Raw genomic sequence first — 11,773 nt, 5'->3', positions numbered from 1 at the left:
GTTGAGGCCCTCGCCAAAAAATGGGCAGGCAAGCGCGCCAAACGCAGCTAACCCGCGGCCTGCACCGGAGGGTTACAGCAGGTCTACGCATGCCACGATCAAAGCGGCAGCGCGGGCACCTCGCAAATTATCGATCCGTGGTGGCTGAAGGAGCGACCGGTCTACTGCCCGTCGTAGCTGCCGCGGCAGCTATTACTCCTCGTTCCTCAACTGCTTTGCCAGCACCTTCGCTTTGGGGCCCTTGAGATCTGCGTGAGTGCAGACGCGAAGTAGTTTAATGGCGCCGCCGGGAAGCGGCTTATAGATCAGAAGGACGTCGCCCGCGAGATGACACTCCATAAAGCCCTTGAAGGGACCGTCTAGCTTGTGGTCCTTCATCTTTGCAGGCAGGGCAGTCGGAGGAATTGATCGTTTGCGGCGATCAAATTCCGTCATCGCCTCGCTGATGCCGTCTGTCTTGAATCGAGCCCAGGAATCTTTGAAACCAGATGCGAGCTGCCACTTTGCGTGGTTCCGCTTTGGCTTCTCCGGCATGGACTAATCGCGATTTAGCCATTCCAGCATGTCTACGACGTTGTCGAAGCTCGCTTCGGGCTCGGCGGCATCTGCCGCCAAAATGTCTGCAACAAAATCCGAATCGTACACACTGCCGCCAGCGGTATGGATAGCAAACGAGAAACCTAACGTGACGTTCGAGATGGTGACGTTACCGGTCATCGTTCCATGCTGCGGCTGGCTTATGTATCCGCCTGCGTTGAAAGACGTCAGAAAGTGTGTTCCGCCAAACGCGGGAACGCTTGTGGTAACGGGAACGACCCTCACCGCATGTGCCGCGACCTCCCGCTCAGCTGTTCTTGCGCTCATCCCTCAGCTCTTCTTTTTCAGGTCTTCCGGAACCCGAGCTTGATTGACCATCGTCAACTGCATCTCGTAGATCGGCTCTCCATCCTGATTATATTGGTCGACCATCTTACGCACGTCCAGCACAACAGCTTTGGCGCGCAACACAGTGCCGTCGGCAAGGGTAAACTCGCTCCATGCCTCCTTGGTCGAGACGATATCGATCGGTTCCTTGGGGCCTTGGGGATTGTAACCAAGTACAATTTGCGAGGCCCCAGCGGGCGGGCTCGGGGGAAGTGGCGGAACGCCCTGGCGGCGGCTGGGGATCGGCTGCCGTTTGTTGCTCTTCGCCATCAATCTGCCTGCGATCGGGGATCTAGGGACTCGTAACACAAGCACAACGCCTGCGTAGGCCCAAATCTGCAACGCGGCTGATGAATTTAGCGTAAGGACGCCCGACGAAATGCGCACCAAAACGGTACAATTGTGATTTGTGCTGTCCGGTGCAGATGCGTGCACGGGCGATCCCGCCACTGGCAGGTCTGTGAACAGCTTGAAGCCATAGACGCCGACCCCACAACCGGAGTCTGATCCGCGGCCAACTCGTCAATTATGGTCTCAGTCGACACCTCCGGGACCTCCGAAGCTGTTTCGCGACGATCGCGACGAGTGCCGCCGCCAGGGCAAGCAACACAAGCAACGCGCCTCCGACAATCGCAAGAACCGTCATGGCCGGCCTCGCGATGTGTGCATAGTGTGTGCATGGCGCAAAATCGCGCTGTGATTTGGTGTGTCAAAATTGGCTTTAAGTCTTTGATTTAGCTTGGTGAGCGCGCTGGGGCTCGAACCCAGGACCCCGTGATTAAAAGTCACGTGCTCTACCGGCTGAGCTACGCGCTCCCATGGCCGCTTGATGGCTTCGCGGATCGGTCGCCATCGCCTTCGGACATTCGAGAAGCATGTCTTGCCGCAACTTAACGCTTGTCGCGGGGAAAACCGGTAAGGCAATTTCCGGATCATGCTTTCGGCCCGCGCTGTGTAGGGTGAGCGGCCGCTGAGGTCAATAGCGTGCGCGGTTGCCGCAGATCGCGGCAGGGGCAGGGATTCGCGCAGTGTTTCCGCCAGTTAGAGCGGAATTTTCAACTTGCCGGCTGCGTGTCATCCCCGCCGAAGAAACGAGGCCGTCCACCGCGGAGCCTCGACCGGCGCGCTTCAGTCGGCCGCGGGCCGCGCTCAGTTGGCCTCGCGGCGGACCTCGCTTGCGACCGGCTGCGAGGAACCGGCGGGGCTCGGCAGCGCGACAGGGCGCAGGCCGATCAGCTCGGCGGCGCGCACGGCGCTGTCGCGCCAGAACTGGAACGAGTTGATGCGGCTGAGCTCCAGGATGGCGATCGCGACCGCCGCCAGGAACGGCAGGCTCTGGAGCACCAGGACGCCAGCGAAGATGTAGATCTCGGTGATCTGTCGGAAGCTGTTGGAGGCGACCAGCACGCCGGCGCCGATCAGCAGCAGCGCGCCGATCACGGCTTCCCAGAACGCCTGGAACTCGATCGACATTCGCGATAGGCCGCCCTTGGAGGTGCGGGCGAAAGCGATGTGCTCGGTGATCAACCCTTGCGCGACCGCGCGCGACACCGTCCACTGCACGCTCATGGCGGCGATCATGGCGCCCAGCATCTGGCCGGGCCTCACCGCGACACGCAGACGGTACATCGACAGGAAGTGCGCGAGCGAGACCACGAAGGCGGCGATGATCGGCAGCGTCAGAATCTTGTCGGGGATTGCGATGTCGGCGAAGGCGACGATCGGCACCCAGACGAGGTTGAGGAGGGCGACGACGACGCCAAGGCTTTCAGCTCCCAGCCAGTTCAGCCAGCCGAGGCCGTATTCGCGCTTCTGGTCCTGCGTCAGTCGGCTCGCGCCGGGCATGAAGCGCCGCCAGTGTTTCTTCACGATCTGCAAGCCGCCATAGGCCCAGCGGTGGCGCTGCTTCTTGAACGCCTCGTAGGTGTCGGGCAGAAGGCCTTGGCCGTAGCGGTGCCGGGTGTAGTGCGTGGTCCAGCCGAGCTCCTGGATCGCAAGGCCGAGATCGCTGTCCTCGCAGATCGTGTCGCTCGACCAGCCGCCGGCCATGTCCATCGCGGCGCGGCGGATCAGGCACATCGTGCCGTGCACGATGACGGCGTTGAACTCGTTGCGCTGGACCATGCCGATGTCGAAGAAGCCGGCGTATTCGCCGTTCATGATGTAGTGCATGATCGACAGGTCTTCGTCGCGGTGATCCTGCGGCGCCTGCACGAGGCCAACACGCGGATCGGCAAAGGCCGGCACCAGATCCTTCAGCCAGTCCGGATCGACGACATAGTCGGCATCGAGGATGCCGATGATCTCCGCATCCGCCGCGGTGCGGTCCATGGCGATGCGCAGCGCACCGGCCTTGAAGCCCTGCACTTTCTCGGCGTTGATGAACTTGAAGCGCTCGCCGAGCGCGCGGCAGTGATCCTGGATCGGCTGCCAGAAGGCGGGGTCGGGCGTGTTGTTGATGATGACCACGCACTCGTAGTTCGGGTAGTTCAGCCGCGCCAGCGCATCAAGCGTCTGCTTGAGCATGTCGACCGGCTCGTAATAGGCGGGAATGTGGATCGAGACCTTCGGGAAATAGTTCTCGGGGACGCCTTCGACCGGCTTGCCCTTGGCGAGCAGCCGGCGCGGCGGCCGGCCGAAGGCGACCGCGGCGATCTCCTCGATCCGCGCCATCGCAATGAGCACAAGAGGAACAAGAAGGATCATGCCGAGCGTCAGCGCGAAGGCCGAGCCGAACAGGAAATAGTGGCCGGCCCAATAAGCGAACACGGTCGCGACCCAGGCGCCGACGCCATTCGCAGTCGCCGACAGCAGGAACGCCTGCCTGGCGGTGGGCTGCTCCAGCCGCAGAATCGGTAGCGAGAGAAGGATGCCGACGAGCAGCGCGATCGTCATCAGCTTCCAGTAGTCGGGGTTCTCGACCGGGCCGGTCCACGAGAATTTCGGCTCGCGGCTGGCGTTGAGGATGCCCCAGTAAGGACCGACACCGCCTTCGAAGAACTTCCAAGGCTGATCGATCGCCTCGACGATGTTGTATTCCATGCCGATGGCTTCGGCGCGGCTGACGAAGTTGCGCAGGGTCAGCGCTTGCTGGAACGGACCGGGGTCAGCGTTGCGCAGATTGTAGCCCGCGCTCGGCCAGCCGAATTCGGCGATCACGATGCGCTTGCCGGGGAACAGATTGCGCAGCAGGTTGTAGCGGTCGACGGCCTGGTCGACCGCCTGATCCGAGCGGAAATTCTCCCAGTAGGGCAGCACGTGGGCGGCGATGAAGTCGACATTGGAGGCGAGGTCCGGATTGTCGCGCCAGATGTTCCAGATCTCACCGGTCGTGACGGGCACGCGAACCGCGCTCCTGACCTTCTTGATCATGTCGATCAAGTCTTCGACCTTCTGCTCGCCGCGATAGATCACCTCGTTGCCGACGACGACGCCGATCACGTTGCTGTTCTTCCGGGCGAGGTTGATGGCGGCCTCGATCTCGCGCTGGTTGCGCTCGTCGTTCTTGTCGATCCAGGCGCCGACCATGACCTTGAGGCCGAACTCCGCGGCGATCGGCGGCACCAGCTCCACGCCGCCAGTGGACGAATACAGGCGGATGGCGCGCGTCATTGTCGACAGCGTCTTCAGGTCGGCGCGGATTTTCTCGATGGTCGGAATGTTATCGATGTCGGGGTGGGCCGATCCCTCGAACGGCGCATAGGACACGCTCGGCAACAGACCCTTGAAGTCCGGCGCGGGCTCCTTGTCGCGCAGGACTCCCCACAGGCCGGCGTGAAGTGCGGACACGAGCAACAGAACGGCAACGATGGCACGCATCGCGGCTAAACCAATTGGGGCTGAGATGGCAGGGAAGCGGATCCGACCCCGAGATCCGACCGAGTCCGCGGCAAACGGAACATACCTCTGCCACGCCTTTTCACAACTGTCATGACGCCGTGTCGTTTAGCGGCATGGCCTTTTGAGGGCACCGACGATCTGAAAAGCACGAGCAGTGCCAATCGCCGGTATCGCCCATCGTTCCTGAACGGCGGGTGAAGTGATCGCGGCTATTTTTGGGGGGCGGCGGGCGAGGGGCTCGCGGCAGGCGCAGGGCTTGCAGTCGGCTGCGGCGAAGTGCCGGTCGTCGGCGCGGGCGGTTGGGACGCCGCGGCAGCCGCCTGCTGGGGCTGCGCCGCCGGATTGATCCAGCAGGCGTGCACGCGGCTGTCCAGGGTCTCGGCGACCTTGGGATCGATCTGGCCGCCAAAGCGGGTCAGGCAGCGGAACGCCGCCTGAATGTGGCCGCCGGGGCAGCCGAAGCGGTCGTAGAGATCGAGATGGCGGAAGGCGGTATCGAGATCATCACGCCACATCAGCCGCACCACGCGGCGGCCGAGCCAGACGCATTCGGGGTTTCCGGCCGGGCCGTTGATGGCTTGGGCAGCCTCGGCGAACTCGTCGGTGCGGCGCTGGTTCTGGTTGGCGTCCTTGGCGGCGTCAGCTGGTGTCGTGGCGGCCGCCTTGCCCTGGTCCTGGGGAGAGCCGCTCTGGGCAAGCGAGCTTGAAAGGCCGAGCAGAACGATGAGGGAGGGGACGGCAACATGCCGCAGGACCGCATTCGTTAACTCAAGCACCCGTCGCCGCATAAATTCCCCGATCTCTCTGGCCGCCCGCGCGAGACCTCCACGGACGCGCGGTGTGATGCCGTCCAAATGGGTCTCCAATGCGGCGGAAAAGTCCCGTTGAATCCCATGACTGGTATTTCAAGCTTTGTCCAGCAAAGTCACCATGCTATGCGCCGGTCGAAGAGCCGCAGGCGAATGGGACGGGATGGCAGGTGCAATTGCCGCATTGTCGGTATTGGCCCCTTGGCAGACGGCCTGCAAGCAGGTAATCGACGGGCCCTTCGCGGAGGACGGAACCGATTACTCTTCGTACGCCACTGGCGCTCTTGCTCTTATCGTTGGGTGCGATTGCTGCCGTGTGGTGGTGGCTGGCCACGCCGATCACGCTGGCGCGCGCGCCCATCGATCCCAGTTCCAAGCTGCAATGCGTCTCCTACGCGCCGTTCCGCGGTGATCAGACGCCGCTCGACCCCTCGACGCATATCGGGGCCGACCAACTCGAGCAGGATCTGCGACAGCTCAAGGAGATCACCGACTGCGTTCGCACCTATTCGATCGAGAATGGGCTCGATCAGGTGCCGGCGGTCGCCACCAAGGTCGGTGGGCTGAAGGTGATTCAGGGCATCTGGCTCGGCAGCAACCGCTCCAAGAACTTCTCTCAGGTCGCGACCGCAGTCCGCTTGAGCAAGGAATTCCCCGACACCATCACCTCGCTCGTGGTTGGCAACGAGGTGCTGCTGCGCGGCGAGATGACCACGGCCGATCTCGTGGCGATCATCCGTTCGGTGAAGGCTCAGGTTACCGTTCCCGTGACCTATGCCGACGTTTGGGAATATTGGCTGAAGAATCGCGAGGTCTACGACGCCGTCGACTTCGTCACCATCCACATCCTTCCCTACTGGGAGGATTTTCCGATCCGTGCCAAGTTCGCGGCCGGCCATGTCGAGCAGATCCGCCAGCGCATGGCGGTTGCCTTTCCGGGCAAGGAGATCCTTATCGGCGAAACGGGCTGGCCGAGCGAAGGGCGCATGCGCGAAGGCGCGCTCCCCTCGCGCACCAACCAGGCGCGCGTGGTGTCGGAGATCCTGACCCTCGCCAAGGCGCAGGGCTTTCGGGTCAACCTGATCGAGGCCTATGACCAGCCCTGGAAGCGCCAGATCGAAGGCACCGTCGGTGGCTATTGGGGCTTCATCGATTCCGTCCGCCGTCAGCTCAAATACCCGCCGGGCGAGCCGATCAGCAATTTCCCATACTGGAAATGGTACATGGGCGCCGGCATGGCCGTCAGCGTGCTGGTGTTCGCAGTCGCGGGCCTGACCTTGCGTCGGCGACCCTGGACGCCGCGGTTCTCGGCGTGGCTCGGCGTCGGCATCTCGGCGACATCAGCCGGCATGCTGTTCGGGATCGCTTTCGACAAGATGTACTATGAGAGCTACGGCTGGGGCGGCTGGCTGCAATGGGGCGCGCTCCTTGCCGCCGGCGTGCTGTCGCCGATCTTCTGCGCGCAAGCGCTAGTGTCGGGGCGGGGACTGCCGACGTTCCTCGATATCCTGGGTCCGCGCGAGGCGCGGAAATGGTCAAAACTAACCGCGGCGCTTGGGCTAACGCTTGCGGTGACCGCCGTGATCGCGGGCGAGACCGCGCTCGGTTTCGTGTTCGATCCCCGCTACCGCGATTTTCCGTTCGCCTCGCTGACCATGGCGGTGGTGCCGTTTGCACTTCTGATGCTGAACCGCCCCCAGACCGGCGTGCGTCCGCTCGCGGAATCGATCTTTGCCGGCCTCTTGGCGCTGTCGGCGGCCTATGTGCTGATCAACGAGGGCCGCGACAATTGGCAGTCGCTATGGACCTGCGCGATGTATCTGTTGTTCGCGCTTACGCTGTGGCGGGCGCGGGCCGCGCAAAGCCCAGAATAAGCAGCCCGATCGCGATCCCCGACAGCACGATGTTGTAGAGCACGATGCCGAGACCTGCGGCGACCACGCCCAGCGTCAACAGCACGATCGAGGGCCGCATCAGGTTCAGCGTCGCGATCACCAGCGCGACGATGCCGAATACCGAGTTCTTGAACAGCACTGTCGCGGTCGCGCGCGCCTTGCAGATCACGGTCTGCAGGCCGGCGTCGCAGGCGAGCGAGACTTGCGAGAACTCGACGGCGAGATAGCGCAGGTAGAGCGCATAGCCGACGGTGACGAAGCCAACCACGAGCAGGAACTGCACCTGGTAGGGCGTGAGGCGGAACGGTTTCTTCTTCATGGGGGCAATATGGTCGGGAAGGCGGATGCGGGCAACAGGTAAGGCGAAGGCCTTGCGAATTTGCCTCAGAGTTTCGCGATAACGGACTGACTCAACTTCAGTTTTTGTTTCGGCTGAAGAACGAGGATATGGTTGAGGCGGCCGTCGTCTCTTGCTTGGGCGGCGGTGGGGCCGCTGGCGGCGGAGGTGGCGGCGGTTCCTCACGCTTGGCGCGCTTCGAAGAGTAGCTCCGCCGGTGCTGCGGTTTCTCGGGCTTGGCGGGGGGCGGCAGCGTCTCGGCCTGTGGAGAGGCCTGCTGGGGCGATGCGTCCTGACCGCGCATCGACAGCCGCTGGCCGTCGAACACGGTGGTCTCGCAGGCTCGTTCGTTCTCGATGAGACCGGCGCAGATCTTGGCAGCGGCGGCCGCATTCACCAGCGGACCGGCACCGAGGTGGAGCTGCATGCCGGCACCGGTCTTGCTCTCCTTGATCATGATGATCGGCCGGAGGTTGGCGATCTCCGGGTTGGACTTGATCAGGCCCTGCCATAGCGCGCGCAGGCCGCCGATCGAGTTGGCGCTGCCGAGATCCACCGCGAAGCGGGTCTGCTGCACTGATATCGCCGGCGCTGGCGGCTCGCTCTCAGCGGCCTCGGGCTCAGCAGCGGCAGTTGTCGCCGCGACCTCGGTCGGCGATGCCGCGTCGTCCTTTGGCGTCTCGGCTTTTTCCGACTTCTCCGTCTTGTCGGCCTTGTCAGCCTTATCCGACTTGTCTGCCGTTTCCGGCTGGGCCAGCTTGGATGCGCTGGGATCGGGCGGCGCCATCACCGATTTGGACGCAATCAGCGGCATGGTTGGCAGCCCGGCAGGCGATGTTGAGAATTGCGGAACAAGCGATGCCGCAGCAGCGGTCTGGGGCGGCGGAGCGGCCTGCTGCTTGGCCTGATCCTTGCTCTGGTCCTTGTTCAGTTCCTTGGCGGGCTCTTTGGCGGCGTCCGCGCGCGCCTTGTCGCCCGCCGCAGGCGTCGAGGCGACCGGCGCGACGTTTGGCGCAGCGGGCGAAGGTGAGGGCATCGGTTGCGCGGTGGCCGCCGCCGTCTCCTGCGGCTTGGCTGCGGGCGTCTGCGGCGGCGCTGTATTCTGCTTTGCCACTGCGCCGGTGACGGAATCGAGCCCTTGCTCCAAGACCGTGACGCGCGAATAAAGCCGGTCGCGATCGGTGTTGAGCGTCTCGATCGCGGATGCCAGCCTGCGGGCTTCGCTCTGGCTCTCCCTCGTCAGCATCTGGAGCCGGTCGGTCTGGCGCGTGAGATCGGCGGCTGCGATCTGGTCGCGCCGCCAGCCGAGCTGCGCCTGATTGGCCATCACTGCGATCACCACGGCGCCGACGGCCCCGACGCCCCACGAGCCGAGCCGCCACATCATGCGGCGATCGAACTCGTTTTCCTCAGCCAGGAGCCCGGCGAGAAGACCGCCGGAATCCCTGGTCTCGAAGACGCCGGCCAGTGGGTCGGAATCCTTTGCCATGATCGTTAAGTGCCCAGCCCCGTCGAGCTTCCCCGAATCAATCAGGGAACATTAACAGGAAATGCGGGATGCACTTGAATTCCGGGCATTTGCGGGGGTAGCAAAACGCCTCTATGACGACGCGCAAGCACCTCGCGCCAATCGGAAGCGATTCGGCCGACACTGGAATCACTGGAAATATCGATGACCGCCCGCTCCAGCCTCACGATCGTACTCGCCGCCGGCGAAGGCACGCGCATGCGATCGAGCCTGCCAAAAGTGCTGCATCCGGTCGCGGGGCAGCCGCTGCTCGCCCACGTGCTGGCGGCCGCTCCGAATGGAACCGGCACGTCGCTTGCGGTGGTGATCGGGCCCGAGCATGCAGCGGTTGCGGATGAAGCGCGGCGTATCCGGCCCGACGCGCTCACCTTCGTGCAGCCCGAACGGCTTGGCACCGCGCATGCGGTGCTGGCGGCGCGCGAGGCGATTGCGCGCGGCGCAGATGATCTTCTGATCGCGTTCGGCGACACGCCGCTGATCTCGGCCGAAACGTTCGAGCGGCTGCGCGCGCCGCTCGCGAGCGGTGCGGCGCTTGCCGCGCTCGGCTTTCGTGCCGCCGATCCGACGGGCTACGGCCGGTTCATCGTCGAAGGCGATCGTCTGGTTGCGATCCGCGAGCACGCGGATGCGAGCGCTGAAGACCGCAAGATCACGCTGTGCAACGCCGGCGTGATGGCGCTGGACGGGCGCCGCGCGCTGGCGATCCTCGACAAGATCGGCAATGCGAATTCGAAGGGCGAATATTATCTGACGGACGCGGTCGGGATCGTCCGCGAACAGGGATGGGAGGCCGTCGTGATCGAGACCGGTGAGGACGAAGTGCGCGGCATTAACACCAAGGCGCAGCTGGCTGAAGCAGAAAGCGTAATGCAGGGGCGACTGCGCAACGCGGCGATGGAAGCCGGCGTCACGCTGATCGCGCCCGATACTGTCTACCTTGCCGCTGACACGACCTACGGCAAGGACGTCACGATCGAGCCCTTCGTGGTGATCGGTCCGGGCGTGTCGATCGCCGACGGTGCTGTCATCCATTCATTCTCGCACATCGTGCAGAGTTCGATTGGCAAGAACGCGTCCGTCGGTCCGTTCGCGCGTATGCGGCCGGGCAGCTCGCTTGGCGAAGGTGCCAAAATCGGCAACTTCGTGGAGACCAAGGCCGCGACGCTTGAGGCGGGCGCGAAAGCCAATCATCTCGCCTACATTGGTGATGCGATCGTCGGCGCCAAGTCCAATATCGGTGCAGGCACCATCACCTGCAACTACGACGGATTCGGCAAGCATAAAACGTTGATCGGAAAGGGCGCCTTCGTCGGCACCAACTCCTCGCTGGTCGCGCCCGTCAAAATCGGCAACGGCGCCTATATCGGCTCGGGCTCGGTGATAACGAAAGACGTTCCTGACGATGCGATGGCACTGGAACGCAATCAGCAGACCATCCGCGAAGGCGGCGCGGCGCGCTATCGCGAAATGAAGACGGGTGCAAAGAAGCCCAAAGATTGAGCTTCGTTATTCGTCCTCCGCGAATTCGGAGAAGATCGCGCGGGTCAGACGCCAGCCGCGCGGCTTGGCGCGCTTCACGGGCTCGCCGGCAGCGTGCTTGATGAAGACGGGTTTGCTTTCCTTGCCGCGTTGCGGCGGCGGCCAATGCGCCAGGTGCGTGCCAGTGGTTTCGCTGGCATGCACATACATCGATGACAGACCTTTGCGGTCGGACGAGCGCTTCATGGCCTTGATCTCCACGCGAGGAATCGTTGGCCAAATCTGTTGACAGCCGGTTAATGCGCGCGGTTAAAGGCGAACGAACCCAAGCCGCGGATCGCTGCATTAAGGCTGCGTGCATTTTGTGCTGTCGCAATCCGCAATAATTATTGAGTATCGGCCATCCCAGGAACTTCGTTAAACACTGCGGGTGTCCTTTTGATGATTTTTCGACGATTTGGGGGATATTGATCCGCATGTGCGGGATTGTCGGCATTCTCGGGCTCGAACCGGTTGCAGAGCAATTGGTGGATTCGCTCAAGCGGCTTGAATATCGCGGCTACGACTCCGCGGGTGTTGCCACGCTCGAAGGCGATCACCTGGAGCGCCGCCGCGCCGAAGGTAAGCTGAAGAACCTCGAGGCACGGCTGCGTGACAATCCGCTGAAAGGGACGACCGGCATCGGTCACACCCGCTGGGCCACCCACGGCAAGCCGACCGAGCACAATGCCCATCCGCACGCCACCGAACGCGTCGCGGTGGTCCATAACGGCATCATCGAGAATTTCCGCGAGCTACGCGAGGAGCTCGAGGCGAAGGGCACGGTATTCCGCACTGAGACCGACACCGAGATCGTGCTGCATCTGGTCGACGATCTGCTCACCCGTGGCAACAAGCCGGTCGAGGCGGTGAAGCTCGCGTTGCGCCGGCTGCGCGGCGCGTTCGCGCTCGGCTTCATCTT

10 protein-coding genes, 1 tRNA gene and 1 pseudogene are annotated in these 11,773 nt (G+C 63.4%); 3 read left to right on the top strand and 9 right to left on the bottom strand.

The window, feature by feature from the left end; genetic code table 11:
* Positions 1-192 precede the first annotated feature (192 nt).
* The 6 genes from SO139_RS43865 to SO139_RS43840 all read right to left on the bottom strand — a co-directional run bounded on the left by SO139_RS43865 (position 193) and on the right by SO139_RS43840 (position 5,552).
* Entirely contained in the window at positions 193-534 is a 342-nt protein-coding gene (locus SO139_RS43865) for a type II toxin-antitoxin system mRNA interferase toxin, RelE/StbE family (RefSeq protein WP_449384562.1), read from the bottom strand.
* A gap of 3 nt (positions 535-537) precedes the next feature.
* Positions 538-864 carry a hypothetical protein gene (locus tag SO139_RS43860; RefSeq protein WP_449384561.1) on the bottom strand — a complete coding sequence of 109 codons (327 nt, stop codon included), beginning with the start codon at positions 862-864 and terminating at the stop codon, positions 538-540.
* Positions 865-867: 3 nt separating this feature from the next.
* A complete protein-coding gene (locus tag SO139_RS43855) occupies positions 868-1,194 on the bottom strand; it encodes a hypothetical protein (protein WP_449384560.1) in 327 nt (108 codons plus the stop codon).
* Positions 1,195-1,664: 470 nt separating this feature from the next.
* Positions 1,665-1,740: transfer RNA gene (locus SO139_RS43850), tRNA-Lys, on the bottom strand.
* Between the two features lie 333 nt (positions 1,741-2,073).
* Positions 2,074-4,743, bottom strand: coding sequence for a glycosyltransferase (locus tag SO139_RS43845; protein ID WP_449384559.1), 2,670 nt, complete (start codon positions 4,741-4,743; stop codon positions 2,074-2,076).
* A gap of 230 nt (positions 4,744-4,973) precedes the next feature.
* Positions 4,974-5,552 (bottom strand): beta-1-3, beta-1-6-glucan biosynthesis protein, encoded by a 579-nt coding sequence (locus SO139_RS43840; RefSeq protein WP_449384563.1) that lies wholly within the window; start codon positions 5,550-5,552, stop codon positions 4,974-4,976.
* 335 nt (positions 5,553-5,887) lie between these two features.
* On the opposite strand from SO139_RS43840, the gene SO139_RS43835 reads away from it, so the two are divergent.
* The gene (locus tag SO139_RS43835) at positions 5,888-7,447 is read left to right on the top strand and encodes a glycoside hydrolase family 17 protein (RefSeq protein WP_449384558.1); all 1,560 of its coding nucleotides are present in this window, start codon (positions 5,888-5,890) and stop codon (positions 7,445-7,447) included.
* Here SO139_RS43835 and SO139_RS43830 read toward each other — a convergent pair.
* Together SO139_RS43830 and SO139_RS43825 are read right to left on the bottom strand one after the other, a co-directional pair.
* Positions 7,407-7,787: a hypothetical protein gene (locus SO139_RS43830; protein ID WP_449384557.1), complete on the bottom strand. Its 381-nt coding sequence runs from the start codon at positions 7,785-7,787 to the stop codon at positions 7,407-7,409. The genes SO139_RS43835 and SO139_RS43830 overlap by 41 nt on opposite strands.
* Positions 7,788-7,884: 97 nt before the next feature.
* Positions 7,885-9,294, bottom strand: a complete 1,410-nt coding sequence (locus tag SO139_RS43825) for a hypothetical protein (RefSeq protein ID WP_498541987.1) — start codon at positions 9,292-9,294, stop codon at positions 7,885-7,887.
* Between the two features lie 183 nt (positions 9,295-9,477).
* Here SO139_RS43825 and glmU point away from each other — a divergent pair, with 183 nt between their 5' ends.
* Complete coding sequence (gene glmU / locus SO139_RS43820; protein ID WP_449384669.1) at positions 9,478-10,833, top strand: bifunctional UDP-N-acetylglucosamine diphosphorylase/glucosamine-1-phosphate N-acetyltransferase GlmU; 1,356 nt, start codon at positions 9,478-9,480, stop codon at positions 10,831-10,833.
* Positions 10,834-10,839: 6 nt separating this feature from the next.
* On the opposite strand, the gene SO139_RS43815 is transcribed toward glmU, so the two are convergent.
* Entirely contained in the window at positions 10,840-11,058 is a 219-nt protein-coding gene (locus SO139_RS43815; RefSeq protein ID WP_449384670.1) for a hypothetical protein, read from the bottom strand.
* A gap of 230 nt (positions 11,059-11,288) precedes the next feature.
* Here SO139_RS43815 and SO139_RS43810 point away from each other — a divergent pair.
* Positions 11,289-11,773: pseudogene (locus tag SO139_RS43810) on the top strand (glutamine--fructose-6-phosphate transaminase (isomerizing)); the annotation flags it as partial.

Source organism: Bradyrhizobium sp. UFLA05-89, assembly GCF_059803475.1.
The sequence above is the reverse complement of the archived record's forward strand: the minus strand, read 5'-3'. Positions and strand labels throughout refer to the sequence as shown.

Coding starts and splice junctions, on each gene's coding strand:
- SO139_RS43830 (WP_449384557.1), bottom strand. CDS start 7,787: ATGAAGAAGAAACCGTTCCGCCTCACGCCCTACCAGGTGCAGTTCCTG.
- glmU (WP_449384669.1), top strand. CDS start 9,478: ATGACCGCCCGCTCCAGCCTCACGATCGTACTCGCCGCCGGCGAAGGC.
- SO139_RS43860 (WP_449384561.1), bottom strand. CDS start 864: ATGAGCGCAAGAACAGCTGAGCGGGAGGTCGCGGCACATGCGGTGAGG.
- SO139_RS43825 (WP_498541987.1), bottom strand. CDS start 9,294: ATGGCAAAGGATTCCGACCCACTGGCCGGCGTCTTCGAGACCAGGGAT.
- SO139_RS43840 (WP_449384563.1), bottom strand. CDS start 5,552: ATGCGGCGACGGGTGCTTGAGTTAACGAATGCGGTCCTGCGGCATGTT.
- SO139_RS43845 (WP_449384559.1), bottom strand. CDS start 4,743: ATGCGTGCCATCGTTGCCGTTCTGTTGCTCGTGTCCGCACTTCACGCC.
- SO139_RS43865 (WP_449384562.1), bottom strand. CDS start 534: ATGCCGGAGAAGCCAAAGCGGAACCACGCAAAGTGGCAGCTCGCATCT.
- SO139_RS43855 (WP_449384560.1), bottom strand. CDS start 1,194: ATGGCGAAGAGCAACAAACGGCAGCCGATCCCCAGCCGCCGCCAGGGC.
- SO139_RS43815 (WP_449384670.1), bottom strand. CDS start 11,058: ATGAAGCGCTCGTCCGACCGCAAAGGTCTGTCATCGATGTATGTGCAT.